The organism is Sphingobium sp. SA2, assembly GCF_032227065.1.
In the GTDB taxonomy this organism is placed as follows: Bacteria; Pseudomonadota; Alphaproteobacteria; order Sphingomonadales; family Sphingomonadaceae; genus Sphingobium.
In genome coordinates this window covers 3,307,215-3,330,803 of record NZ_JAPMXX010000006.1, presented here as the reverse complement: position 1 = coordinate 3,330,803, position 23,589 = coordinate 3,307,215, and the positions used below count along the sequence as shown (strand labels likewise).

Annotated in this window: 26 protein-coding genes and 1 pseudogene; 14 read left to right on the top strand and 13 right to left on the bottom strand. The window is 62.2% G+C overall.

Going from position 1 to position 23,589, the window contains the following annotated elements; translation table 11 throughout:
- Nucleotides 1–12: 12 nt before the first annotated feature.
- The 3 genes and pseudogenes from OVY48_RS23705 to OVY48_RS23695 form a co-directional block, all read right to left on the bottom strand.
- Entirely contained in the window at nt 13–975 is a 963-nt protein-coding gene (locus OVY48_RS23705; RefSeq protein ID WP_150125755.1) for a GSCFA domain-containing protein, read from the bottom strand.
- A gap of 314 nt (nt 976–1,289) precedes the next feature.
- Nucleotides 1,290–1,661 carry an NfeD family protein gene (locus OVY48_RS23700; protein WP_313924700.1) on the bottom strand — a complete coding sequence of 124 codons (372 nt, stop codon included), beginning with the start codon at nt 1,659–1,661 and terminating at the stop codon, nt 1,290–1,292.
- A 445-nt stretch (nt 1,662–2,106) separates the two neighbouring features.
- A pseudogene (locus OVY48_RS23695) lies at nt 2,107–3,079 on the bottom strand (SPFH domain-containing protein).
- Nucleotides 3,080–3,152: 73 nt separating this feature from the next.
- On the opposite strand from OVY48_RS23695, the gene OVY48_RS23690 reads away from it, so the two are divergent.
- The gene (locus OVY48_RS23690; protein ID WP_313924699.1) at nt 3,153–3,968 is read left to right on the top strand and encodes a CoA ester lyase; all 816 of its coding nucleotides are present in this window, start codon (nt 3,153–3,155) and stop codon (nt 3,966–3,968) included.
- Nucleotides 3,969–3,972: 4 nt separating this feature from the next.
- Here the strand turns inward: OVY48_RS23690 and ubiG are convergent, their stop codons facing one another.
- The gene (gene ubiG / locus OVY48_RS23685) at nt 3,973–4,710 is read right to left on the bottom strand and encodes a bifunctional 2-polyprenyl-6-hydroxyphenol methylase/3-demethylubiquinol 3-O-methyltransferase UbiG (RefSeq protein ID WP_313924698.1); all 738 of its coding nucleotides are present in this window, start codon (nt 4,708–4,710) and stop codon (nt 3,973–3,975) included.
- Between the two features lie 82 nt (nt 4,711–4,792).
- Here ubiG and OVY48_RS23680 point away from each other — a divergent pair, with 82 nt between their 5' ends.
- From OVY48_RS23680 to OVY48_RS23660, 5 genes are all read left to right on the top strand, one after another.
- The gene (locus tag OVY48_RS23680) at nt 4,793–6,058 is read left to right on the top strand and encodes an aspartate kinase (protein ID WP_037473192.1); all 1,266 of its coding nucleotides are present in this window, start codon (nt 4,793–4,795) and stop codon (nt 6,056–6,058) included.
- A gap of 72 nt (nt 6,059–6,130) precedes the next feature.
- On the top strand, nt 6,131–6,373 hold the full coding sequence (locus OVY48_RS23675) for a type II toxin-antitoxin system CcdA family antitoxin (RefSeq protein ID WP_313924697.1): 243 nt from the start codon (nt 6,131–6,133) through the stop codon (nt 6,371–6,373).
- Entirely contained in the window at nt 6,373–6,672 is a 300-nt protein-coding gene (locus OVY48_RS23670; protein ID WP_313924696.1) for a CcdB family protein, read from the top strand. The genes OVY48_RS23675 and OVY48_RS23670 overlap by 1 nt, the downstream gene beginning before the upstream one ends.
- Nucleotides 6,673–6,804: 132 nt before the next feature.
- Nucleotides 6,805–7,818 carry a nitronate monooxygenase gene (locus tag OVY48_RS23665; protein WP_313924695.1) on the top strand — a complete coding sequence of 338 codons (1,014 nt, stop codon included), beginning with the start codon at nt 6,805–6,807 and terminating at the stop codon, nt 7,816–7,818.
- Between the two features lie 86 nt (nt 7,819–7,904).
- Nucleotides 7,905–8,756, top strand: a complete 852-nt coding sequence (locus tag OVY48_RS23660) for a hypothetical protein (protein ID WP_313924694.1) — start codon at nt 7,905–7,907, stop codon at nt 8,754–8,756.
- A gap of 3 nt (nt 8,757–8,759) precedes the next feature.
- On the opposite strand, the gene OVY48_RS23655 is transcribed toward OVY48_RS23660, so the two are convergent.
- Nucleotides 8,760–9,173 carry a helix-turn-helix domain-containing protein gene (locus OVY48_RS23655; RefSeq protein ID WP_313924693.1) on the bottom strand — a complete coding sequence of 138 codons (414 nt, stop codon included), beginning with the start codon at nt 9,171–9,173 and terminating at the stop codon, nt 8,760–8,762.
- Nucleotides 9,174–9,273: 100 nt separating this feature from the next.
- Between OVY48_RS23655 and OVY48_RS23650 the strand changes: the two genes are divergently transcribed.
- The gene (locus OVY48_RS23650; protein WP_313924692.1) at nt 9,274–10,008 is read left to right on the top strand and encodes an SDR family oxidoreductase; all 735 of its coding nucleotides are present in this window, start codon (nt 9,274–9,276) and stop codon (nt 10,006–10,008) included.
- Here OVY48_RS23650 and OVY48_RS23645 read toward each other — a convergent pair.
- Nucleotides 10,005–10,682 (bottom strand): winged helix-turn-helix transcriptional regulator, encoded by a 678-nt coding sequence (locus OVY48_RS23645; protein ID WP_313924691.1) that lies wholly within the window; start codon nt 10,680–10,682, stop codon nt 10,005–10,007. The two genes, OVY48_RS23650 and OVY48_RS23645, sit on opposite strands and share 4 nt — an antisense overlap.
- Before the next feature lie 106 nt (nt 10,683–10,788).
- Here OVY48_RS23645 and OVY48_RS23640 point away from each other — a divergent pair, with 106 nt between their 5' ends.
- Both OVY48_RS23640 and OVY48_RS23635 read left to right on the top strand, forming a co-directional pair.
- On the top strand, nt 10,789–11,595 hold the full coding sequence (locus OVY48_RS23640) for a VOC family protein (RefSeq protein ID WP_313924690.1): 807 nt from the start codon (nt 10,789–10,791) through the stop codon (nt 11,593–11,595).
- Nucleotides 11,592–12,056: an SRPBCC domain-containing protein gene (locus OVY48_RS23635; protein WP_313924689.1), complete on the top strand. Its 465-nt coding sequence runs from the start codon at nt 11,592–11,594 to the stop codon at nt 12,054–12,056. The genes OVY48_RS23640 and OVY48_RS23635 overlap by 4 nt, the downstream gene beginning before the upstream one ends.
- A gap of 331 nt (nt 12,057–12,387) precedes the next feature.
- Here the strand turns inward: OVY48_RS23635 and OVY48_RS23630 are convergent, their stop codons facing one another.
- On the bottom strand, nt 12,388–13,191 hold the full coding sequence (locus OVY48_RS23630) for a hypothetical protein (RefSeq protein ID WP_313924688.1): 804 nt from the start codon (nt 13,189–13,191) through the stop codon (nt 12,388–12,390).
- A gap of 197 nt (nt 13,192–13,388) precedes the next feature.
- Here OVY48_RS23630 and OVY48_RS23625 point away from each other — a divergent pair, with 197 nt between their 5' ends.
- Nucleotides 13,389–13,661, top strand: coding sequence for a hypothetical protein (locus OVY48_RS23625; protein WP_313924687.1), 273 nt, complete (start codon nt 13,389–13,391; stop codon nt 13,659–13,661).
- 269 nt (nt 13,662–13,930) lie between these two features.
- Here the strand turns inward: OVY48_RS23625 and OVY48_RS23620 are convergent, their stop codons facing one another.
- From OVY48_RS23620 to OVY48_RS23595, 6 genes are all read right to left on the bottom strand, one after another.
- Nucleotides 13,931–14,227, bottom strand: a complete 297-nt coding sequence (locus OVY48_RS23620; protein WP_313921605.1) for a hypothetical protein — start codon at nt 14,225–14,227, stop codon at nt 13,931–13,933.
- Nucleotides 14,227–15,855 carry an IS66 family transposase gene (gene tnpC / locus OVY48_RS23615; protein ID WP_313921664.1) on the bottom strand — a complete coding sequence of 543 codons (1,629 nt, stop codon included), beginning with the start codon at nt 15,853–15,855 and terminating at the stop codon, nt 14,227–14,229. Before tnpC ends, OVY48_RS23620 begins: the two co-directional genes overlap by 1 nt.
- A 63-nt stretch (nt 15,856–15,918) precedes the next feature.
- Nucleotides 15,919–16,266 (bottom strand): IS66 family insertion sequence element accessory protein TnpB, encoded by a 348-nt coding sequence (gene tnpB / locus OVY48_RS23610; RefSeq protein ID WP_096064158.1) that lies wholly within the window; start codon nt 16,264–16,266, stop codon nt 15,919–15,921.
- Nucleotides 16,263–16,637: an IS66-like element accessory protein TnpA gene (gene tnpA / locus OVY48_RS23605; protein WP_313921603.1), complete on the bottom strand. Its 375-nt coding sequence runs from the start codon at nt 16,635–16,637 to the stop codon at nt 16,263–16,265. Before tnpA ends, tnpB begins: the two co-directional genes overlap by 4 nt.
- Nucleotides 16,638–16,897: 260 nt before the next feature.
- Nucleotides 16,898–18,064, bottom strand: coding sequence for a pyridoxal phosphate-dependent aminotransferase (locus tag OVY48_RS23600; RefSeq protein ID WP_037473178.1), 1,167 nt, complete (start codon nt 18,062–18,064; stop codon nt 16,898–16,900).
- A gap of 43 nt (nt 18,065–18,107) precedes the next feature.
- Entirely contained in the window at nt 18,108–18,251 is a 144-nt protein-coding gene (locus OVY48_RS23595; RefSeq protein ID WP_313924686.1) for a hypothetical protein, read from the bottom strand.
- Between the two features lie 5 nt (nt 18,252–18,256).
- Between OVY48_RS23595 and ptsP the strand changes: the two genes are divergently transcribed.
- The 4 genes from ptsP to tilS all read left to right on the top strand — a co-directional run bounded on the left by ptsP (nt 18,257) and on the right by tilS (nt 23,537).
- Nucleotides 18,257–20,530 carry a phosphoenolpyruvate--protein phosphotransferase gene (ptsP, locus tag OVY48_RS23590; protein WP_313924685.1) on the top strand — a complete coding sequence of 758 codons (2,274 nt, stop codon included), beginning with the start codon at nt 18,257–18,259 and terminating at the stop codon, nt 20,528–20,530.
- An 89-nt stretch (nt 20,531–20,619) separates the two neighbouring features.
- Nucleotides 20,620–21,588 (top strand): helix-turn-helix domain-containing protein, encoded by a 969-nt coding sequence (locus tag OVY48_RS23585; protein ID WP_313924684.1) that lies wholly within the window; start codon nt 20,620–20,622, stop codon nt 21,586–21,588.
- A gap of 72 nt (nt 21,589–21,660) precedes the next feature.
- A complete protein-coding gene (locus OVY48_RS23580; protein ID WP_313924683.1) occupies nt 21,661–22,587 on the top strand; it encodes a hypothetical protein in 927 nt (308 codons plus the stop codon).
- Nucleotides 22,578–23,537, top strand: a complete 960-nt coding sequence (gene tilS, locus OVY48_RS23575; protein ID WP_409593637.1) for a tRNA lysidine(34) synthetase TilS — start codon at nt 22,578–22,580, stop codon at nt 23,535–23,537. The genes OVY48_RS23580 and tilS overlap by 10 nt, the downstream gene beginning before the upstream one ends.
- Nucleotides 23,538–23,589 lie beyond the last annotated feature (52 nt).

Sequence of the window (23,589 nt, the reverse complement as noted above, 5' to 3'; positions counted from 1 at the left end):
TGAGTGCAGCGTCTAGCCAATATAATGCTGAACAAAGGTCTGCATGATACGGGAAACCATTTCGCGCCTGACATGACGATGGTCCGGCAACCAAGCGTCAGTCGGGTTGGACAACGTAACCATTTCATATGATGGAAAATAATCTATATTCTCATCTTCGTCCGCCAGCTTTTGCGCAACGGTCCTAAGCGTCGATTTGGATAGTGTATTGGCCTGCGCGATGTCTTGACCAGAAAAGGAAACATTTAGGGGCACTGGACTAACTGTAACGATGATTTTTAGGTTTGGATTGAAATGCGTCCGCAAATAATCAATCAGATATTTAGCAGCTTCCAGATTTTCGGCATAATCAGTGATGCGACACTCGAACCGACTAAGATTGCCTGCGAGGACTTCGCTTGGTGTAAAATTAAGATAGGTGTTGGTTTTCAGATCATACCAAGTTTCGATCAAGCCTAGCGTGACGATGAAAACATCTGCCTGAGCGATCTGCTTATGAATCTTGATCGAAGCGTTGCGGGCCGACACCAAAGCATCGCGCGTTGGCAAAACGTCGTTACCTGAATAATCAATCCATCCGATCGGCGTCTCCCACATCAGATCCTCGTCATAGCCGCCGCCTTGTGCCAATCGAAAATCATTAAGGACTGAAAAAATATTGTATCTATTGAATGATGCGGGCGAGAGTCCGCAGTCCGGCGACCAACTCAGTACGGTTTTACCTTGCGCATGAAGGGCATGCTCAATTTCTCTAGCGAAACAAGAACCGCTGGTGAACAAAGCAGGATTTTCACCGAGATGAAATTTGGGTGTTATGAACGGCGTAAATTCGCCGAATACTCTACCGCCGGCCATCTGCGCCGTGACACTTTCATATCCCCGTTCGTCCGCATCCGGGCCACCAATAGACCATTGTGCATATTCCCCAATATTTCTCATATTGCGAACGGCTTGCCTTGCAGAAATATTATGCACAGTTCGGTATACCCCTAAAATTTTCTATATATAAATGTAAATTATTTAATTTAATCTATGTATTAATTTTAATTATATGAATAATATATATTTTGTTAATAGATACCGAATTATCGGGCTCTTTGCTGAATTGCAATAGTAGGCTATGTCTACATTTCGGAACAATCACGAATTTCCTTCGACCATATCATAATTGATGGCTGCAATCGGTTGTCAATGTTGCAAAGGCTCATATTACGTTTGGTGGAACAGATGTTCGCTAATGTCGGTTGCGTGAACATGGATCATAAGGTCGCGGTGTAAAAGCGCTTGGGCTAAACCCGCTCCACCCGCAACACAGTGCCCTCACTCGCGATCACGCGCACCCGTGCGCCCACTTCCGCGTCCGCGCCGACCGCGCTCCACACGCTGTCGCCCACCTTCACCCGGCCTTCGCCGCCGGTGATGGCTTCCACCACCGTCACCGTCTGGCCGATCAGGCGGGCGGTGCGGTCGTTGAGGAGGGGGTCGGTGGAGGCGACGGGGTGGTCGGCGTACCAGCGGCGGCCGGCATAGACCGCCGCGATGCTGAGGCTTGCGAAGAGGAGGAGTTGCAGGGGGAGGCCGATCGGCAGCGCGAGCGCGACGAGGCCGGTGATGGCGGCGGCGATCGAGATCCAGATGAGGAAGACGCCGGGGATCAGCACTTCGGCAATGCCCAGCAGAGCGGCGAATACCAGCCAGGCCCAATGATCTTCGAGCAGGCAGGGTGAGCAGGGTCATGGGGTGGGGGTCCTGTTGATCATCGCTACGCTGTGGGGGGTGGGAGATGGGTCCCCGCCTTCGCGGGGATGACGGGGGGTGGGGTAAAGACGCCGTTCGTTTCGAGCGCAGTCGAGAAACGCACCGCAGGGTTTCTCGACGTAGTTTATCCTGAGCGCCTGCCGCAGGCTGGCAGTCGAAGGGCCTCGAAACGAACGGAGGTGGGGGCGTGTGATATATGCCGGACCCAGAGGATAGCCCCACCCCAACCCCTCCCCTAGAGGGGAGGGGCTAATAGCGTCGCTTGCCCACCCCAACCCTTCAAGCGAGTCACGTGCCCGCTTGAACCTGAAGGGGAGGGGCTAAGTGGCAGTTGCGCCCGCACAGCGCTTACCCCTGGCTTTGGCCGAAGGGGCCGCGGCGTGGGGGTGGGGGCGTTGGCGTGGGGGGTGCCGTCGTCGCCGAGGGCGGCTTTTATGAGCGCGCCGATGCCGCCCAGCGTGCCGATCAACTGGGTGGCTTCGACCGGGAAGAGGATGGTTTTGGCGTTGGGGCTGGTGGCGAACTGGCTGACGGCTTCGGTATATTTTTGCGCGATGAAGTAATTGAGCGCCTGCGGGTTGCCGGCGCTGATCGCGTCGGAGACCATCTGGGTGGCGCGGGCTTCGGCTTCGGCTTCGCGTTCGCGGGCTTCGGCGTCGCGGAAGGCGGCTTCGCGGCGGCCTTCGGCTTGCAGGATCTGGCCCTGCTTCTCGCCCTCGGCGCGCAGGATTTCGGAAGCGCGCATGCCTTCGGCATCCAGGATGTTGGCGCGCTTTTCGCGTTCGGCCTTCATCTGGCGGCCCATGGCGCTGACGATGTCGGCGGGCGGGCGGATGTCCTTGAGTTCGACGCGGGTGATCTTGATGCCCCAGGCGTTGGTCGCCTGATCGACCACCGAGAGCAGGCGGGCGTTGATCTCGTCGCGCTTGGACAGGGTTTCGTCGAGGTCCATCGAGCCCATCACGGTGCGCAGGTTGGTGGTCGCCAACTGCATGATGGCGACATAGAGTTCGGAGACTTCATAGGCGGCCTTGGCGGCATCCAGCACCTGAAAGAAGACCACGCCGTCGACCGACACCATGGCATTATCCTTGGTGATGATCTCCTGGCCCGGAATGTCGACCACCTGCTCCATCATGTTGATCTTGCGACCGACGGCATAGAAGAAGGCGGGGTAGAAATTGAGGCCGGGCTTGGCGACTTCGGTGAAGCGGCCGAAGCGTTCGATGGTGTATTGATAGCCCTGCCGCACCACCTTCACGCTGACCGCGAGGTAGAAGAGCACAAGGCCCGTAAGCGTGAGCGCGAAGGTGGTCAGCATCATGGTCTCCCGAAACAGGGTTGGACTATGCGCCTTATTTGTTAACGGGGGAAGGCAAACCGAGGAGAGTCCCATGTTGCTGCGTCACGCCCGTTCGCTGTTGTTCCTGCCCGCGTCCAATGCGCGCGCCATCGCCAAGGCGCGGACATTGCCGTGCGACATGGTGATATTGGACCTGGAGGATGCGGTGACCGACGACGCCAAGGAGTCCGCGCGCGAGGCGGCGGTGGCGGCGCTGGCCGAGGGGTTTGGCGAGCGGCTTTGTGCGGTGCGGATCAATGTGGCGGGGACGCCGTGGCACGGGATGGAGATGGTGGCGATGAAGGGGGCGGCGGCGGACTATGTCGTGCTGCCCAAGGTGGAGAGCGGGCGGCAGGTGCGCGATGTCTATAGCGTGAGCCAGAAGCCGGTGATCGCGATGATCGAAAGCGCGCGCGGAGTGTTGGCGGCGGTGGAGATTGCCGGGGCGGAGGGCTGCGCGGGGCTGTTCATGGGGAATAATGACCTGCGGCGGGATTTGGGGATACCGGCGGGGGCTGGGCGCGAGGGGTTGGCGCTTGCGATGCAGTCGGTGGTGCTGGCGGCGCGGGCGGCGGGGATTGCGGTGTTCGACGGGGTGTATAACCGGCTGGACGATCTGGCGGGGCTGGAGGCGGAATGTGCGGCGGGCCATGCGCTGGGGTTCGATGGCAAGACGCTGATCCATCCGGGCCAAGTGGCGGTGGCGAACGGGGTGTTCGGGCCGGATGCGCAGGCGCTGGCGGATGCGCGGCGGCTGATCGCGGCGGCGACCGGCGGGGCGGAGCGGTTCGAGGGGCGCATGATCGAAGCGATGCATGTCGAGCAAGCCCACGCGCTGGTGGCGCGGGCCGAGGCGGTGGGGCTGTAGCCGATCAGGCCGGGCGATGCCGGGCGGTCAGGAAATAGTTGATCGCCTTGTTCGCCGACAAAGTGAAGCCGGTGGCGGGTGAGAAGGTCAGGCCGCTGCTGTCGATGACGTCTAGGCCTGCGGCGTCGAGCAGGGCGGTGAGTTCTTCGGGCGTGAGGAACTTGCCCCAATCATGCGTGCCCTTGGGGATGCCGCCGATGCTTTCGCCGATGGTGATCATGGCGATGCGGGAGAGCGGTGTGCGGTTGGGGGTGGAGAGGATCATCAGCCCGTCGGGCGCGAGCTTGGCGGCGAGCGCGGCGACGAAGGCGGCGGGGTCGGCGACATGCTCGATCACTTCCATCGAGGTGACGAGATCATAGTTGCCATCGGCCACCTCTTCGACCGGGGTCGCGCGATAATCGATCGTCAGACCCTGAGTCGCGGCATGGGCGGTGGCGGCGGCGATATTTTCAGGTGCCGCGTCGAGGCCGGTGACGGTGGCGCCAAGGCGGGCAAGCGGTTCGGTGAGCAGCCCCGCGCCGCAGCCGACATCAAGCGCGCGCTTGCCGGCAAGCGGTTGGAAGGATTGGGCGTTTGTCGGCCAATGGGTGTCGATCGCCGCGCGGATATAGGTCAGGCGCACGGGGTTGAGCTTGTGCAGCATCGCGCTCGACCCGTTGGGGTCCCACCAGTCGGCGGCCATCGCCCCGAAATGGGCGGCTTCCTTGGGGTCGATCGTTGCAGTTGCGTTGCTTGCCATATCCGTATCCGCTGCTAAAGAAGCGCCGTTTCGCCCTTCTGGGACATTTTCTTACTCACCAACTAGCAGGTTCGACAAGCAAATGGCGCGCATCGTGATGAAATTCGGCGGCACCTCCATGGCGGGGATGGAGCGAATTCGCAACGTGGCCGCGCGGGTCAAGCATGTCGTGGCGCAGGGGCATGAGGTTGCCGTCGTCGTGTCGGCGATGGCGGGCGAGACGGACCGGCTGGTGGGGTTCTGCAAGGAAGCCTCGGCGCTCTATGATCCGGCCGAATATGATGTCGTGGTCGCGGCGGGCGAGCAGATCACCAGCGGGCTGCTGGCGATGACGCTCAAGGCCATGGGCGTGGACGCGCGCAGCTGGCTTGGCTGGCAATTGCCGATCAAGACGGTGGAAGCCCATGCCAAGGCGCGGGTGGATAGCATCGACACCGGCGCGCTGCTCGCTGCCATGGGCGCGGGCCAGGTCGCGGTGATCCCCGGTTTTCAGGGGATGATGGCGGACGGGCGCGTCTCGACGCTGGGCCGGGGCGGGTCGGACACGTCGGCGGTGGCGGTGGCCGCCGCGATCAAGGCCGATCGCTGCGACATCTATACCGACGTGGACGGCGTCTACACCACTGATCCGCGCATCGTGGCGCGGGCGCGCAAGCTCGACCTCGTCACCTATGAGGAGATGCTGGAGCTGGCGTCGGTGGGGGCCAAGGTGCTCCAGACCCGGTCGGTCGGCCTCGCCATGAAGGAAGGCGTGGTCGTGCAGGTGCTCTCCTCCTTCGATGATCCCACCCAGACCGACCTGCCCGGCACGCTGATCGTCAGCGACGAGGAACTGGAAGCCAAGCGCAAGGAAAACAAGATGGAACGTCAGCTCATCACCGGCATCGCCCATGACAAGAATGAGGCGAAGATCATCGTGACGCGCGTACCCGACAAGCCGGGCGCGGTCGCCAGCATCTTCACCCCGCTGGCCGACGCCGCGATCAATGTCGACATGATCATCCAGAATGATTCGAAGGATACCGAGGAAACCGACGTGACCTTCACCGTGCCGCGCGCGGACCTGGCGCGTAGCGTGGACATTTTGGAAGCCAACAAGGATGTGATCGGCTTCCGCCGGATCATCACTGATACCGAAGTCGCCAAGATCAGCGTCGTGGGTGTCGGCATGCGCAGCCATGCAGGCGTCGCCGCGACGATGTTCAAGACGCTGGCCGAACGCGGCATCAATATCGAAGCGATTTCGACCAGCGAGATCAAGGTGTCGGTGTTGATCGATGAGGATGAGACGGAGTTGGCGGTGCGGGTGTTGCATACGGCCTATGGGCTGGACGCACCGGCGGCTTGAGCCGCGCGGCTTGACCGACGGATTGCTTCGGCTTTGTTGCGCATATAGAGTGCGCAGGAAAGCCGAGGATGTATGAACAAGCCGATGCCGTCCGTTCGTCGCAAGGCGACCAACATATCGCTCGATAGCGGGCTGCTGGAGGAAGCGCGGGCGTTGCAGATCAATATCTCGCGCGCGTGCGAGCGCGGGCTGGCCGATCAGATTTCCGAAGCACGGGAACAGCAATGGCGCGCGGATAATGCCGACGCGCTGGCTTCGTCCAATCACCATGTCGCGGATCAGGGCTTGCCGCTGGCTGGGTTCCGCCGCTTCTGATGGCGAAGTTCGATGTCTACCGGTCGCGTGACGGGGCGATCTATCTGCTTGATTGCCAGGCGGATTTGCTTAGCGATCTCAACACGCGGTTTGTCGTGCCGCTGATGCTGGAAACGGATGCGCCTAAGCCTGCCGCCCGGCTGAACCCGGTGTTCGAGATCGAAGGCAAGCCGTGCGTTATGGTGACGCAATTTTCCGCAACCGTGCCTGTGTCGGAGTTGAAGATCAGGCTTGTGTCGTTGCGGGAGGATGCCCTCGCGATCGGCAATGCGCTCGACATGCTGATCTGTGGATTTTGAGGGGCATCGGTTGACCTTTTCACGCCTCCCCTTCAGGGGAAGGACGTGGGCATTCGCTTCGCCGAGTGGATAGCACCCACCCCAACCCCTCCCTTCGAAGGGAGGGGCTTTTTGGTTTGCAGGAAAGACTTTATGACCAACGCCAAGCTCGCTTCCCTCATGGCCCGTGGCACCGACTTTCTGGGGTGCGAGAGTGCGATTCTGTGTGGGGCGATGAGCTGGGTTTCGGAGCGGAACCTGGTGGCGGCGATTTCCAATGCCGGGGCTTTCGGGGTGATCGCGTGCGGGGCGATGACGCCGGAACTGCTCGACCGGGAGATTGCGGCGACCAAGGCGCTGACGAGCAAGCCGTTCGGCGTCAACCTGATCACCATGCATCCGCAATTGTTCGAGCTGATCGACATATGCGCCAAGCATGACGTCACCCATGTCGTGCTGGCGGGCGGGTTGCCGCCTAAGGGCAGCATCGAGGCGATCAAGGGTAAGGGCGCGAAGCTCATTTGCTTTGCCCCGGCGCTGAGCCTGGCGAAGAAGCTGGTGCGGTCGGGCGTCGATGCGCTGGTGGTCGAGGGCATGGAAGCGGGCGGGCATATCGGCCCGGTATCGACGAGCGTGCTGGCGCAGGAAATATTGCCCGATATGGCCGACCAAGTGCCCGTGTTCGTCGCGGGCGGGATCGGCCGGGGCGAGGCGATCGCCGCTTATCTGGAGATGGGCGCGGCGGGCGTGCAACTGGGCACGCGCTTTGCCTGCGCGACCGAGAGCGTCGCCCACCCCAATTTCAAGAAGGCCTTTTTCCGCGCATCGGCGCGCGACGCGATTGCCAGCGTGCAGATCGACCCGCGCCTGCCGGTCATTCCGGTGCGCTCGCTCAAAAATGCCGGGATGGAGAATTTCACCATCAAGCAGCGCGAAGTCGCCAATATGCTCGATGAGGGCGCGGTCGACATGATGGAAGCGCAGTTGCAGATCGAACATTATTGGGCGGGGGCGCTGCGCCGCGCGGTGGTCGACGGCGATGTCGAGGGCGGGTCGCTGATGGCGGGGCAGTCGGTCGGCATGGTGACCAAGGAAGAGCCGGTCGCCGACATCATCGCGCAGCTGATGGCGCAGGCCACAGACGCGCTGGAGCGGCGAGCCGCCTGAAGGCTTGCGACGAACGGAACATCTGGCATATTTCCTCCGAGGCAAATGCCCGGCATGACCGGGGCGCAGTCCCAGCGGAGAATTTGATGTTGCCCATGCGCCGTTCCGGCCGTCTATCCCTCGTGTCGCTGGCGGTTCTGGCCGCCTGTTCGACCCCGGTGAAGCCGCCGCCACCCACGCCGCCGCCGCCTGTGGTGGAAACGATGATGCCGCGTCCGCCGATGGGGGCGGTGGAAAATATGAGCATCCCCGAAATCGAGGATGGCAAATATCTGACCCCCAATCGCAAGGTCACGTCCAATACGGCGCTGTGGCATGTGCGGATGGCGTTGAACGTCGCGGCCCTGTCGTGCCGCAGCCCGGCGGATCTGCCGCGCCTGCAATATAACCGGTTGCTGCATGTTCACGGGCCGCTGTTGACGAAGGCCAATGAAGCGGTCGATCGCAACTATACGGTGGCCTATGGCGGTTCGGGGCTGGGTGCGCGCGAGCGGTTGAACACGGTCGTTTATAATTTCTTCTCGCTACCGCCGGTGACCAAGAGCTTCTGTCCGGTGGCCGAGGCGGTGGGGGCCAAGCTGCTGGCGATGCCGTCGAGTGCGCTGCTCGATTATGCGCCCGAAGCGCTGGCTGAACTGGAAAAGCCGTTTCAGGATTTCTATGCGGCCTATGCCGATTATCTGCGGCGGCTGGCCGAATGGCAGTCACGGTTCGGCGCGAGCGTGACGGTCTGGGCTTCCCCTACGCCGCTGCCGCCGCCGCCGGTACCGCCGGGCGAAGCGCCGCCGCAGGGCTTTTCGCCGAGCGTGACGAGCGCGATGCAGCAGAATCTGCCACCGCCGCCCGATGCGCCGGCGAAACCGCCGGTTGCGCCAGCCCAGCCCGGTGCGGCCGGGCCGAAGCTGATGATCCAGCCGCTGCCCGCCAACCAGGAATAGAGGTCAGTCGCGCGTGTCGAAGCGGGCGCGCGCGGCTTCCACCGTGGCGAGGTGGGTTTCGGCCCAGGTCCACACGCCGCAAAAGGCGGCGCTGAGGCTATTGCCGAGCGGGGTCAGCGCATAATCGACATGCGGCGGCACGACCGGATGGACGATGCGGGTGGCCAAGCCATCCCGCTCCATCTGGCGCAGGGTCTGGGTCAACATCTTCTGGCTGATCCCTTCGACTTGGCGCGCGATCTGGGTGAAGCGGAGCGTGCCCTTTTCCTCCAGCAGTTCCAGCACCAGCAGCGTCCATTTGTCGGCGACGCGGCCGATCAGCTCGTTGACGAGTCGCTCGACGCGCGGGTCGATCGGGGCGGCGTCCTCCGACACATTATCGTTGGCGCGGGGGAGCGGGTGGCCTGAATTTTCCATTTCTTACCCTGTGGTGCGTATAGCACTTTGCGGTGCCTTCTTTCCAAAAGAGAGCATGGCGATAGGATGGCGGTCAACCCATTAGGACAAGGAGTGACCCATGCAGACCACAGGCAAGACCATCCTCATCACCGGCGGCGGATCGGGCATCGGCGCGGCGCTGGCACATGAATTTCATGCAGCGGGCAATCAGGTGATCATCGCGGGGCGGCGGCAGGCGGCGCTCGACGCTGTGGTGGCCGCGCATCCCGGCATGGCGGCGATGACGCTAGATATGGAGGATGCCGCAGCGATCGTCGCCTTTGCGGACAAGCTGGTAGCCGAGTTCCCGGCGCTCAATGCCGTGGTGCTGAACGCGGGCGTGATGATCGCGGAGGAGGGCATTGATCTCGCCATCGCGGAGACGACGGTGGCGACCAATTTGCTGGGGCCGATCCGGCTGAGCCATGCGCTGTTGCCGCATCTGCGGGCGCAGGCGGCGGCAAGCCTGATCACCGTGTCGTCGGGGCTGGCCTTCGTGCCGCTGGCGGCGACGCCGACCTATAGCGCGACCAAGGCGGCGATTCATAGCTGGTCGCTGGCTATGCGCGCGCAATTGGCAGGGACGAGCGTCGAGGTGATCGAGATCGTGCCGCCGGGCGTGCAGACCGACCTGATGCCGGGCCATGCCGAAAATGAGCAGATGATGCCGCTGGCCGACTATATTGCCGAGACCATGGCGTTGTTGCGGCAACAGCCGACCCCGGCGGAGATCCATGTCGAGCGGGTGAAATTTCTGAGCGAGGCGACGCAACGCGGCGAATTTGATCAGGTGTTCGCGATGCTCAACGGCTAGGACGGATCGGCCACGGTCGATGGCGCCTTGGGCGGCAGGGGGAAGAGGCGGACGAAGCGGTCGGCCAGCCCCCGGTCGCCCTCGATCGTCAGGGCTGCATCTGCGAAGGATGCGCCGCCATAGATGACCGCGACCAGCGCATTCGGGTTGCCGGACAGGATGACGTCCGCGCCGGCCGTTTCGCCCCGGTCGATGGTGAAGTCGCCGTGGCGCAGCGTGGCGCGGAATTGCTCGTCGCCCAGATGCAGGCCGATGGTCGCGTCGATGTCGCCGATGACGCTGCGGTCGATCATGGTGCGCAGCGAGAGGATGACGGAGACCTGGCTCATCGGCTTGCCCGGCTGCATCGTCGGGGATCGGCAGGCCCAGCGGCCCAGCACCCGGAACAATATTTCCGACTCGCGGCCCCAGTCGGTGAGGTCGTAGATCTGGCTGGCGGCGGGCGGGGGCAGGCGGCGGCGGACGACGATGCTCTGCGCCTCCAGTTCCTCCAGCCTTTGCGTCAGCACATTGGCGCTGATTCCGGGCAGCCCGGCGCGCAGGTCGGTGAAACGCTTGGGGCCGAGCATCAATTCGCGCATGATGGGGAGCGCCCAGCGATCGCCGACGATGTCCAGCGCATGGGCGGCGGCGCATCCGTCCTGATAGGCTCTTTTCCGGCTGGGTGTGACCATTGGTTATCTTTTCTAACTATATAGTTGTTTAAGATAAGCGTCACAGGCATGATCCGCAAGACGGCGAGTCGCACTTGGATCGCCGACGATCGAAGGGAGAGACGCGATGGCCGACCTGAACGGGCAGTTTTTCTGGTATGAACTGATGACCAGCGATCCGCAGGCGGCGCTGGCTTTTTATGGCGACGTGGTCGGCTGGACGGCGCAGGCCTTTGGCGACGCGCCGGGCGATGATCCCTATATGGTCGTGTCGGGCAGCGCCGGGCCGGTGGGCGGCGTCATGGCGATCCAGGCCGAGGCGAAGGATTGCGGCATGACGCCCTGGTGGGGCGGCTATGTCGGGTCGGGCGATGTCGATGCCGGCGCGGCGCGGCTGGTGGCAGCGGGTGGGCGGGTGCAGCGCGAACCCGAGGACATTCCGGGCGCCGGCCGCTTTGCGGTGATGGCCGATCCGGGCGGCGCGACCTTCATGCTGCTCAAGGGGGACAGTGCCGACGAGACGGACCCGGTGCCGCCGATGGCGATGGGGCATGTCGGCTGGCACGAACTCTATAGCGGCGCTTTCGACGCCGACCTGGATTTCTACACCGGGGCGTTCGGTTGGACCAAAGGCGAGGCGATGGATATGGGCGAGATGGGGCTGTATCAGCTCGTTTCGCAGACCGGCGGCAGCGATTTCCAGAGCATGAGCGGGGGCATCATGCCGCGGCCTGAGGAAATGCCGGTGCCCTTGTGGCTGTTCTACTTCATCGTCGGCGATATCGATGCGGCTGTCGCGCGGGTGACGGCGGGGGGTGGCACCGTGCTGAACGGACCGATGGAAGTGCCGGGCGGGGGCTGGATCATCCAGGCGCTCGATCCGCAGGGCGCGATGTTCGCGCTGGTGGGGATGCGCGCGGGGGAAGAGTCATGAGCGAGGATATCCATGAGCTGTCCGTGACCTGCCACATCGCCGCGCCGCCCGCGACATGCTGGATGGTGTGGCGTGATCGCAAGGATGAATGGTTCTGTCCCAAGCCGTGGCGCGCCGAGGTGATCGAGGAGGATATGCGCCCCGGCGGGCGCAGCGCGGTGCGGATGTTCGGGCCGGACGGCGAGGATAGCGGGCCGATGGAGGGCGTTTTCCTGGAGGTCGTGCCGGAAGCGCGGATCGTCACGACGGATGCCTATGCGGTCGGCTGGGTGCCACAGACGCCGTTCCTGACCGCGATCTGGTCCTTCGCGCCGGAGGGCGAGGGCACGCGCTTCACCGCGACGGCGCGCCATTGGGATGCGCAGGCCAAGGCGCGGCATCTGGAAATGGGCTTTCATCCTGGGTGGGATGAAATGATGGCGCAGTTTAAGGTGTTATGCGAGGCGGTGGCGGTGGGTTGAGGGGGGAAGGGGGTGATGGAGACAGAAACATCCATGCCACTATTCACTCCATCTCGTCGTAAGGACGACGTGAATCATAACATGCCAGTATAGCTCAACACCTTTCGGATCGGGCTTTTACTACGACAGGAAGGGCCAAAAATCGGCTTCTCACCCGCTATATTTCACCCGGTATATTATGTCATCGATATCATTAATTCAGCTTCACGCTTAAAATAATTATAAAGATCTATACTAAAATTACCATAGTAATCAATTAATTCTTGATCAATATGCATATTGTCGAAAAGAGCTTTTTTACCGTAGTAATGATCAGAAAGATAATTATTCGTTATCGCGTATCGTTTATTAATCTGGATCCGAATTCACGTCCTAAAAAACTCATATTATGCTTATAGTTTATAGGAAAATAATTGTTTGAAATTAAATAAATAAATCTATTAAAATAGTCTATAGATATATTTTTTTCTTTGTTCAGTCTCGTGAGATATATTAGTGAAATTGGGTTAATGCTTACATTTGACCGAATGGCCAAATCATCTTGATTTAATATATCCAAATATTCTATACCGATGGATTTTTTTAAAAATTCCTGTATTAAATTTCCGGAATTATTAATATTGTCATATGATAAAACTTTTACATTTGTATCCGACGAAATGTTCGACCAATTATCTAATAAGATCTTATAATTAAATCTTGAATCAAAGTTATGATACATAAAAAACTTAAAAATATCTTCCGAATATCGAATATTAAAATTTTTCACGTGTTCATTATACTCAGATTCAAGATATCTATCTTGTCGTCGTAGGCAAGCTACAACATCAACAGCGTGACCATTCAAATGTTCTTTTAAATATGATAAATCTTGAATGAATTCAAAATCTTCTGAACTCAATAAAATACGATCACATGATCCACATTTTTTGAGAATATCTGATAATAAATTATCAACGATATTATGTTCTTTTTTTCTAATTGCCCATGCCAACTCGTGGTGTCCTGAGCTTTTGTAATTAGCGGTTGGATAGTATATTCCATATTTTCTGAGATTTTTACTATTTTTAGCGCAGATATTCTGTATTAAAGTGCTACCTGTCTTGTGCGTACCGATATGAATTATGAACTTCATTTCTGTTTTGCCCTCCTCCAATTCGATAACGAAGCCAGCATTATGCTAGTGGATTGATCGGAACCGACGATTCCGATTGGACTCCCGTATATGACGTGATGCGCGATATTGCAGGACGTGTCTTGGTATCAATATCACCGTCATGGTGTCGGAGAGCGCTGCCAGCGCCCACACCATATCCCTCTCCCTGGAGGGAGATGGAAGTGGCCAGCTTTTGCGTTTCGACGGCCTATCGTGTTCCCCAATTGCCGACATTAGTTTTCGCAGATAATCTGCCACATATGGGCAAACGCAGCGGCATTATTGATCATGAGGAGGGGTTAGCCAGCTTGAGCCTAGCCGAACTCGATCGTGAAATTGCACGGTGCCGAACGCGAGTCGAAATCGCCGTCAACAATCGGCAGCGTAAGCAGTTTGAGAGCCGCATTCATTGGCTGGAGAGTTACCGCCACCGCCACCATGCTGATTAGTGGTTAGCCGGAAGCCCCTTATTCCTCCGCCCACTTGCGGCAGCAACGGTGCGCTGGCCCACCCAGCTGCGACTAAATTCCCCCGGCTCAAGGCCGGGGACATTAAGTCTCGCTGCCCCTCCCGCAAGCGGGCGGGGCATAGAAACCCCCTCCTTACCCCTTGTCGTCACCCCAGCGGAGGTTGGTGTGACTCAGGAGATGGCGGGATCGGGTTGGGGCAGGCGCCTAGTTCCGCTGTTTCGCGATGCCGCCTGGTAACCGTCCGATTGTTACCGCGGCTTATGGGCCTTGAAGCGCGCGGCGAGCTCGGGATCGTCGATAAAGTCATCGAGGAATTGGTGCCAGGCCTTGGTCGTGAGACGTGCTTGGCTAAGCATGTCCGTCAGTTCTTCCACGCCGTGATCCGTCAGCGCGGTGATGGACTCGTCCAGACCGGTGTGGACGCTGACGATGGCGCCGTAGGTGAGGTTGTCGTCGTTTGAAACGATGGCTTCCAGCAACTCCACGTTCTCGTCGAGTATCTTGGCGACATAGTCGAGGGTGAGCAAGGAAGTGACGGCGGCCATCAGGCGGCCAGTGCTAGCGGGATGGTGAGCGGCACCCAGTTCCAGGGTAACAGCTCGTCGATCCTGTTGATCTTGTGATCGTGGATGCGATTGAGCAAGTCGGTGATGTATGCTTGTGGATCGAGACCGTTCATTTTGGCGCTTTCGATCAGCGTCATGGCGCGGGCGAGGGTTTCGGCGCCTGTTTCGGAGCCGGCGAATAACCAGTTCTTCTTGCCCAGGCATATGGGCCGGACAGCCCGCTCGGCAGCGTTGTTGTCGATGGCGACGCGTCCATCGTCGATAAAGAGGCTGAAGGCGTGCCAGCGCCCCAGGGCGTAGCGAAAGGCCTTCGCCAGGTCTCCCTTGGTCGAGATACGGGTGAGTTGCTTCTCGGCCCAGCTATGCAGAGCCTCAAGCTTGGGTCGGCTCAACTCCTGGCGTATTGCCTGGCGGATATCGGCAGGCTTGCCCGCGATCTTGCGCTCAATGTCGTAGAGTTGCCCGATACGCTCGAGCGCCTCGTGTGCGATCTCGGATTTTTGCGACGTCCAGATGTCATGAAAATCGCGTCGCCAATGCGCAAAGCAGGCCGCTTCCCGGAAGCGAGGCTCACCATCCGCGACGGGTTCGTAGAGCTTAGCATAGCCTTTGTAGGCGTCGGCTTGAAGAATACCGCTTGCGCTGCCCAAGTGCGCCAGCACGTGCTCGGCTTTCCAGTTGGGCGCATAGCGGTAGAGGACGCCAGGCGGCGCGGTGCCGGCCCAAGGCCGCTGATCACAGACATAGCCCCAGATCCGGCCTTGCATCACACCCTTGCCGATACCCTTGGCGCGTCGTTCCGGAGCCAGCACGCGGATCGGTGTATCGTCGGCGTGCAGGATGTCGCTGCCCAGGACCGAGGCCTCGATCCGGTCGATCACCGGCTGCAGGATCCGCATCGAGCGACCACACCAATCGGCCAGCGTGCTGCGTGGGATGTCGGCACCCATGCGCGCGATGATCTCGTTCTGCCGGTACAGCGGCAAATGGTCGTCAAACTTCGAGATCAGCACGTAAGCCAGGAGACTTCCTCCGGCCATGCTACCGGGGATCGGTCGGCTCGGGGCTGGCACCTGGACCATCTTCTCGCAGCAACGGCAGGACTTCTTCGGGCGGACGACTTCGATGACCTGGAGCTTTGCCGTGATCATCTCGAGGATCTCGCTCACGTCTTCGCCGACGAGACGCAGCTCGCCGCCGCACTCCGGACAGGTGCTGCCGGGGTCAAGTTCGTGGCGTTGGCGCGGCGTATCCGCCGAGACGCGTGGGCGCCGAGATGGACGCGGCCCAGGGGTGGTCTCGGCAGACGCGACCGCCGCTTGCGCCTCGGAATCGTCCAGGCCACTTGTCACGAGGCCCTGTTGCGCGACCGAAACAAGCACGTCTTCGAGAGCGAACTCGAGTTGCTCGATCTCGCGTTCGATCTTCTCGGAGGATTTGCCGAAAGCCTGCTTCCTGAGCCTGGCGATCTGCAAACGCAGTGCCTGGACGACCAGGTCATGGGCGCGCAGCGTCGTCGTCAGCTTCTTGTTCTGGGCCTGCAACTGGGCGATCAGCGCCTTGAGAAGGGCCGGGTCTTCGGGAAGATCGGATGCCGCGTTGAGCATGGCTTTTTATACAGGAAATCGGCCGCAAAGCCTAGCAGAACAGCCGCTTTTGCAGAAGAAAAGTTACCCCGCGCGTGTAGGCGGCGCACCCCAGTTCGGACGCCTCCAGTCGATCCCTTCCCACAGCATCGCGAGTTGGGCCGATGTCAGTCGCGCCGCCCCGTCAGCCGCAGAGGGCCAGGGAAAACGGCCGCGCTCCAGGATCTTGTAATAGAGGCAAAATCCCTGACCATCCCAGTAAAGCAGCTTCAGCCTGTCGCCGCGCCGTCCCCGAAAGGCGAATACGGCACCACTGGCCGGCTTCTGTCGCAGCACGGTCTGGGCCAGCATTGCAAGACCCGAAATCCCTTTGCGCATGTCAGTGACGCCGCAGGCGAGATAGACCCTTACGCCGGTGCCCGGTCCGATCATGCAGCTTCCACCGACCGGATAAGCTGGGTCAAGGCAGTAGCCTCGATGCCGGCATCGAAGCGCAGCCGCCGTCCTTGCGCCAGACACAGCTCGACGATCAAGGGCGAGACCACCACCCGGTCATCGAGCACGGGCTCCGCGCTCAGCATGGGCGCCCCGATATCAACCGGCAAAAAGGTCGGCCCGTCCGCCGCAGGCAGCAACCCTCGCTTCCTGAACAGATGGCGCCATTGATAGATCTGGCTTCGCGACACATCGTAGCGCCGCGCGACGCGCGCCAACGTCTCTCCGTTCATTCCCACAGCGGCGACGATCTCGAGCTTCTCCGCGTTGCTCCACCGACGACGCCGTTCCCGGCCCAATATCTCCACCGCCGTCCCTCGCTTTGGCTCAGGACGTCCATAACGACGTCCTTATGGACGTCTCTTACGCGCTCACATCACAGCAAGGCAGGCGGCCTCAACCGGTCGGTTACGCCGCCTGAGATGCCAGCTTTCGCTGGCATGAGGGACGAGGTGCAGGTCGCGGGGCGTTTGACGCCGACCCCCGGCACCGCCCGCATCATCGCCGCACCAACGAAAAGGGCGCCCGGTTGCCCGGACGCCCTTAGCATTTCTCGTAGTGAAAAGCCTTACGCCTTGTAGACCTTGTCCACGGCGGCGCGGAATTTGGCCATGTCGTCGGCGGAGCCGACGGTGACGCGGGAGACGGTGGGCCAGATGGCCCAGCTGCGGCCGATCTGGACCTTTTCAGGGGTGGCGATCAGTGCGGCCTGCATGTCCTTGGCGGGCTTTTTCCAGTTGACCATGAACATATTGGCCTGGCTGCCGGGCTGCACTTCGATGCCCTTCTTGGTCAGATAGGCGATGGTTTCCTCGCGGTTGGCGATCATTTCCTCGCGGCGGGCCTTGATGAGCGCCGCTTCGGTGTAGACCGCATTGCCGCAATGCATCGCGGTGATCGACAGGCCGCCGGCCGCCGGGCCGAACAGCATGATGCGCTTTTGCACTTCGGGGTCGGCGAAGGTGAGGCCGAGGCGCACACCGGCCATGCCGAACAGCTTCGAGAAGGTCCGCATGACGATGATGTCCTTGCGGGCCCCGATCAGCGTGGCGGCGCTCGGCGCTTCGGAGAAGTGCAGATAGGCTTCGTCGACCAGCAGCATCGAATCGGCGGGCTTGTTGTCGAGCAGCCACTGGATGTCGGCCAGCGGCGTGACGGTGCCGGTCGGGTTGTTGGGCGTGCAGATATAATAGAGGCCGGCATTGGGATTGGCGGCGAGCATCGCCTTGACGTCATGGCCCTGGCCGATGGCCTGCGGTGCCTTGGCGATTGGGGCCTTCATATAGTCGGCGGTGCGCCAGGCGGATTCGAAGGTCGGATCGGCGGTGACCAGACCCTTGGTCGGCGAGCAATAGGCCGCGACGATGCTGACCAGCGGGCCACCCGAACCAGGCCAGGGCATGACATGGGTTTCAGGGATACCCTCGACGGTTGCGACGGTCTTGACCAGGTCGCCGCGATAATTGTCGGGATCGTACCAGTTGCCGAACGAGGCGGCTTCGGCAGCGGCGGCGACGCCCGACGGGAAAGGCCCGGTCCAGCATTCGTTGGCACCGATGCGGACCGCACCCTTGATGCCGCGCCCGGCCTGCTGCTGCGCCAGGGCAGCGCCGCTCAGCAGCGAGCTGGCGGCAACGCCCGCGCCCAGCAGCGCAGCGACCTCGGCCAGTTGACGGCGCGAATAGCCGCGCCCGATCAGATCGTCCTTGGCTTCCTTGTCCAGCATCATCGTCATGTCGATTGTCCCCTCTGTTCCAGAAAACGGAAACTTCATTGCATCAGACGAAGCAGCGCGTCATTTCCGCAATGCCGCCCGGTGATTTTTGCAATTTTATGCCGGTTGCCGTTCCATAGTTAACGGAAACCGTCATCAATATTGCATGAATCGCCTTGGAAAGCGGAGCGCGCATCTGGTAGCGCATGAGCCATGCCCAGCACCCCCGCCGCCGCCGCCCGCCAGATCCTGATCCGCCTGCAGGAGGTGATGGCGTCGCGCACCAGCGCGCAGGCGAAATTGAACAAGGTGGTGGAGGTGATCGGCGAGTCGCTGTCGAGCGAGGTCTGCTCCATCTACCTGGTGCGCGAGGGCGTATTGGAGCTGTTCGCGACGCGCGGGCTGAAGCAGGAAGCGGTGCATGTCACCCGCATGGCGATGGGGGAGGGGCTGGTCGGCCTGATCGCCACCAATGTCGAGACGCTGAACCTGGACGAAGCGGCGTCGCATCCCGACTTCGCCTATCGTCCCGAAACCGGGGAAGAATTGTTCCACAGCTTTGCCGGCGTGCCGATCGTGCGGCGCGAGCGCGCCATTGGCGTGCTGTGCGTGCAACATGCCGATCCGCGCAAATATGAAGAGGTGGAGATAGAGGCGCTCCAGACCGTCGCGATGGTGATGTCGGAGCTGATCGCCAATGCAGAACTGGCCGATGATGGTCCAACGGATTCGCGCGTGACCGATACCGGCACGACGCTGCTGCACGGGTTGCAACTGGTGATGGGCATGGCGCGGGGGCATGTCGTGTTCCACCAGCCGCGCGTGCATATCGAACATACCGTCGCGGAAGATACCGAGGCGGAGCGGGCGCGGGTCATCTCTGCCTTCGCCAAGATGCGCGAGCAGATCGACCGGATGACCGGCGCGGCCGAGTTCGGCATGGAGGGCGAGCATCAGGAGGTTTTGGAAACCTACAAGATGTTCGCCTATGACGAGGGCTGGACGCGGCGGATCAACGAGGCGATCGACAGCGGCCTGACCGCCGAGGCGGCGATCGAACGGGTGCAGCAGCGCACGCGGATGCGGATGCGGCAGATCGACGATCCGTTGCTGTCCGACCGGATGCATGACCTGGAGGATCTGGCCAACCGGCTGTTGCGGATCGTGTCGGGGCAGTTGGGGACGGCGGCGCAGATGGGGTTGCGGCAGGACGCGATATTGATCGCGCGCAACCTGGGGCCGGCCGAATTGCTGGAATATGACCGGCGGCGGTTGAAGGGCGTGATCCTGGAGGAAGGATCGCTGACCGCCCATGTCACCATTGTCGCGCGCGCCATGGGCGTGCCGGTGCTGGGCCGGGTGCGCGACATCCGCCATCTGGTGAATGAGGGCGACCTCATCCTGATGGACGTCAACGCCAACAGCCTGCTGATCCGCCCGACCGCCGACATGGACGAGGCGTTCGAGAACAAGCTGCATGTGACGCAGAAGCGCCGCGCCGAGTTCGTCGCGATGCGCGACCTGCCATCGGTCACCGCCGATGGGCAGCGGGTGGAGCTGATGGTCAATGCCGGGCTGCGCGAGGATGCGCAGGCGCTCGACATGGTGGGGGCGGACGGCATCGGGCTGTTCCGCACCGAGTTTCAGTTCCTGGTGTCGGCCACCTTGCCCCAGCGTGAAAAGCAGCAGCGGCTCTACAAGGATGTGCTGGACGCGGCCGGTGACCGGCCGGTCATCTTCCGCACCGTCGACATCGGCGGGGACAAGGCGCTGCCCTATATGCAGCGCGAGGATGACGAGCATGAGGATAATCCGGCGATGGGCTGGCGCGCGCTGCGGCTGGCGCTGGATCGCGACGGATTGATGAAGGCGCAGGCGCGCGCGCTGCTGGAGGCCGCGGCGGGCAAGATCCTCTATGTCATGTTCCCGATGGTGTCGGAACCGTGGGAATATGAGGAAGCGCGCGCGCTGGTCGAGCATCAGCGCGAATGGCTGCTGGCGCGCAAGAAGAAGCTGCCGATCGCGGTGCGATACGGTGCGATGCTGGAAGTCCCGGCGCTGGCCGAGGTGCTGGACATATTATTGCCGCGCGTCGATTTCCTGTCGATCGGGACCAACGACCTGACGCAATTTCTGTTCGCGGCCGACCGCGCCCATCCCAAGCTCGCCGAACGCTATGACTGGCTGAGCATCGCGATCCTGCGCTTCCTCGACCGGGTGGCGCGGACATGCCAGGCGCATAGCGTGCCCGTGGGCGTGTGCGGCGAAATGGGCGGGCGGACGCTGGAGGCGATGGCGCTGATCGGCCTTGGCATCCGGCGGCTGTCGATCACTCCCGCGTCGGTCGGACCGGTCAAGGCGATGATCCGTGCGATCGACGCGAGTGAAGTGCAGGCGTTGATGCGCGAGCTGCTCGACACAGGCGAGCGCGACATTCGCGCGCGGCTGACGCAATGGGCGGCTGATAGGCATATCGAGCTGGGATAAGGGGCGAACTGCGGCAAGAAGGGCTTGCCGCCGTTGACAACGCCCGTCCCACAGTGAGACAAGGCCTCACTCTAAGGTCGCGGAGCAGCATGGCAGACGAAATGGAATTGGAGCCGGGCGCAGGTAGCGTACCGGATACGCAGCCCGATACACCCGGCGCGAAACTGCGCGTCGCGCGCGAAGCGATGGGGCTGTCCTTGTCCGATATTGCGACGCGCACCCGGATCGCCCAGCGTCAGCTCGATGCGGTCGAGCGCGACGACTATGCTGCCTTGCCCGGCATTCCCTATGCCGTCGGCTTTGCGCGTGCTTATGCCCGTGCCGTGGGACTGGACGAAGTGGCGATCGCGGCGCAAGTGCGCCAGGGCGTGCATGGCGCGGATATGACCGCCAATCGCTACGAGATGTTCGAGCCCGCCGATCCCGCGCGGGTGCCATCGCGCACACTGGCCTGGACGGCGGCGGCGATCGTGGTCCTGCTGGTGGTAGGATGGGTGATCTGGCGCGCGCAGATGGCGACGCCGCCTTCGAGCGAACAGATATTGGCGCAGGACGAGGCGCGTCCTGCGGCGGCGCGTCCGGCGGCTGGGGCTGCGGTCGCGCCCGCTGCGCAACCCGTGGTGCTGACGGCGGTCGATGATGTGTGGTTGCGCATCTATGACGAGGCGGGCGAGCGGTTGAAGGACGGGCTGATGAAGAAGGGCGAGAGTTTTGCCGTGCCCGCCGCCGCGCGCAATCCCATGATCCTGACCGGGCGTCCGCAAGCGTTGGCCGTGACGGTCGGCGGCAAGGCAGTGGCACCGCTGGGTGCGGCCGATCGCACCATTGCCGATGTGCCGATCAGCGCCGAAGCGTTGCTGGCGCGGGGCACGGCGGAAGCGGCAGCGGCTGCGCCTGCGACGGCTGCGCCCGCACCTCGGCCGACGCCGCAACGACGCGTGGCGCGTCCGGCCGCCCAGCCTGCGGCCGAGGATGCGGGTACGAGCGCGGCAACGCCATCTGCCGCCTCGCCCGCTCCGGCGGCACCATCGGGCAGCGGCGCGGCGACGCCCGAATAACCATGCACGTCGCGCTTTACCGCGCGGAATAACGGCTTATGGTTAAAGCGTAAGAGTTAGTCGGGGAACATCATGCGTCACGTCCTATTCGCGACATCTGCCATGGCGTGGAGCGCGCCGTTGCTGCTGGCGCTCGCGCCGCCGGTGTCGGCGCAAACGGTGGAAGGCCGGGTCGACCGGCTGGAAAAGGAAATGCGCGCGGTGCAGCGCAAGGTGTTTCCCGCCGGAACGCCGATCGAAGCGCAGATCACCCGGCCGACCGCGCCGACGATAGCGCCGGGATCGCCGTCTTCCTCGCCGATTTCCGACCTGACCGCGCGGGTGGGCGCGCTGGAATCGCAGCTGTCGTCGATCACCGGGCAGGTCGAGGAAAACAGCTTCAAGCTCAAGCAGTTGGAAGAAGCGTTTAATCGCTACAAGGCGGATACCGACGCGCGTCTGACCCCGGCCGAAGCGCCGGTGGCGGTTCGGCCGACCGTGTCTGCGCCGGTGGCGGCTGATCCCGCACCCGTCGCGGCAAAGCCCACTGCGCCCAAACCGGCGGCGGCTGCGCCCGCGAGCGAAGAGCGCAAGACGGCGGTTGCGGCGATCGAGCGGCCCGACACGGGCGACGCGGCGCAGGACGCCTACACCTATGGCTATCGCCTGTGGGACGCCAAATTCTATCCCGAAGCGCAGGCGCAGTTGAAGGCGACGGTGGACAAATATGGCACCGCTTCGGTCGCCAGCCGCGCCGCCAATCTGCTGGGCCGCGCCTATCTGGACGATGGCAAGCCGGCGCTGGCCTCGGTCGCCTTCTACGAAAATTATCAGAAGCGCCCGCGTGGCGATCGCGCGGCCGACAGCCTTGCTTATCTGGGTGAGGCACTGATCCAGCTGAAAAAACCGGCCGATGCCTGCAAAGTCTATGCGGAATTGGAGCAGGTCTATGGCGAAAGCCTGTCGTCGAGCCTGCGCGGCATGATGGCGCAGGGCCGCACCAGGGCGAAGTGCAGCTGAACGAGGCTGGGCTGATCGCCGCGACGCAGGCGATCGTCGGAGAGACGCAAGGGGTGCGTTTCGGTGTCGCCGTGTCGGGCGGGCCGGACAGCATGGCGTTATTGGCGCTGGCCGCGCGCGCCTTTGCAGGCCAGGTCGCGGCGATGACGATGGACCATGGGCTGCGCGCGGCATCCGCCGATGAGGCGGCGATGGTCGCGGGCTGGTGCGCGGCGCAGGCTATTCCCCACGCTATTGTAAAACCCGATGCGCCGGTCAGCGGCAATGTGCAGGGCTGGGCACGGGCGCAGCGCTATGCCGCGATCGAGACGTGGCGGTTGGCGCAGGGCATCGACTGGATCATGACCGCGCATCATGCCGATGATCAGTTGGAAACGATGCTGATGCGGCTTAACCGGGGATCGGGGGTTGCGGGACTGGCCGGGGTACGGGCGCGGTCGGGGCGGGTGATCCGGCCGTTGCTGGCGGCGCGTAAGGCGGATTTGCTGGCCTTTGCGCGGGCTGAAGCACTGCCTTATGTCGATGATCCGTCCAACAGTGATGCGCGGTTCGACCGGGCGGCCTTGCGGTCGGCGCTGGCGGGGGTGGACTGGCTGGACGTGCAGGCGGCGGGGCGCAGTGCGGCGGCGCTCGCAGAGGCGGAGGGGGCGCTCGACTGGAGCGTCGCTGACCTGGCGGCGCGGCATGTGCGCGCGCGGGGTGATGGCTGGGCGCTCGACCGCACCGACTTGCCGCGTGAATATCTGCGGCGGTTATTGTTGCTGATGCTGGAACGGGCGGGAGCCGGTGCGGTGCCGCGTGGCGATGCGATCGACCGGGCGATCGCCACGGCGCAGGCGGGGGGGCGGGCGAGTCTGGGTGACTGGTTGTTGAGCGGGGGGGCTGTCTGGACCTTGCATCCCGCACCGCCCCGCCGCGCATCTCCGCCTATCGGACCGCGATCTATCTGATCGCTATTTGCGCACGCCGGGCGCGCTTGCGCTTTTGCGGACGCGCCCTATC

Coding starts and splice junctions, on each gene's coding strand:
- OVY48_RS23600 (WP_037473178.1), bottom strand. CDS start 18,064: ATGACGATGATGCTGGACAAGGAAGCCAAGGACGATCTGATCGGGCGC.
- OVY48_RS23675 (WP_313924697.1), top strand. CDS start 6,131: ATGAACAAGCCGATGCCGTCCGTTCGTCGCAAGGCGACCAACATATCG.
- OVY48_RS23625 (WP_313924687.1), top strand. CDS start 13,389: ATGGAAGTGGCCAGCTTTTGCGTTTCGACGGCCTATCGTGTTCCCCAA.
- OVY48_RS23595 (WP_313924686.1), bottom strand. CDS start 18,251: ATGCGCTACCAGATGCGCGCTCCGCTTTCCAAGGCGATTCATGCAATA.
- OVY48_RS23580 (WP_313924683.1), top strand. CDS start 21,661: ATGCGTCACGTCCTATTCGCGACATCTGCCATGGCGTGGAGCGCGCCG.
- OVY48_RS23620 (WP_313921605.1), bottom strand. CDS start 14,227: ATGGCCGCCGTCACTTCCTTGCTCACCCTCGACTATGTCGCCAAGATA.
- OVY48_RS23585 (WP_313924684.1), top strand. CDS start 20,620: ATGGCAGACGAAATGGAATTGGAGCCGGGCGCAGGTAGCGTACCGGAT.
- OVY48_RS23635 (WP_313924689.1), top strand. CDS start 11,592: ATGAGCGAGGATATCCATGAGCTGTCCGTGACCTGCCACATCGCCGCG.
- OVY48_RS23645 (WP_313924691.1), bottom strand. CDS start 10,682: ATGGTCACACCCAGCCGGAAAAGAGCCTATCAGGACGGATGCGCCGCC.
- OVY48_RS23665 (WP_313924695.1), top strand. CDS start 6,805: ATGACCAACGCCAAGCTCGCTTCCCTCATGGCCCGTGGCACCGACTTT.
- OVY48_RS23640 (WP_313924690.1), top strand. CDS start 10,789: ATGGCCGACCTGAACGGGCAGTTTTTCTGGTATGAACTGATGACCAGC.
- tnpB (WP_096064158.1), bottom strand. CDS start 16,266: ATGATCGGACCGGGCACCGGCGTAAGGGTCTATCTCGCCTGCGGCGTC.
- OVY48_RS23690 (WP_313924699.1), top strand. CDS start 3,153: ATGTTGCTGCGTCACGCCCGTTCGCTGTTGTTCCTGCCCGCGTCCAAT.
- OVY48_RS23655 (WP_313924693.1), bottom strand. CDS start 9,173: ATGGAAAATTCAGGCCACCCGCTCCCCCGCGCCAACGATAATGTGTCG.
- OVY48_RS23670 (WP_313924696.1), top strand. CDS start 6,373: ATGGCGAAGTTCGATGTCTACCGGTCGCGTGACGGGGCGATCTATCTG.
- ptsP (WP_313924685.1), top strand. CDS start 18,257: ATGCCCAGCACCCCCGCCGCCGCCGCCCGCCAGATCCTGATCCGCCTG.
- OVY48_RS23630 (WP_313924688.1), bottom strand. CDS start 13,191: ATGAAGTTCATAATTCATATCGGTACGCACAAGACAGGTAGCACTTTA.
- ubiG (WP_313924698.1), bottom strand. CDS start 4,710: ATGGCAAGCAACGCAACTGCAACGATCGACCCCAAGGAAGCCGCCCAT.
- OVY48_RS23680 (WP_037473192.1), top strand. CDS start 4,793: ATGGCGCGCATCGTGATGAAATTCGGCGGCACCTCCATGGCGGGGATG.
- tnpC (WP_313921664.1), bottom strand. CDS start 15,855: ATGCTCAACGCGGCATCCGATCTTCCCGAAGACCCGGCCCTTCTCAAG.
- OVY48_RS23660 (WP_313924694.1), top strand. CDS start 7,905: ATGTTGCCCATGCGCCGTTCCGGCCGTCTATCCCTCGTGTCGCTGGCG.
- OVY48_RS23650 (WP_313924692.1), top strand. CDS start 9,274: ATGCAGACCACAGGCAAGACCATCCTCATCACCGGCGGCGGATCGGGC.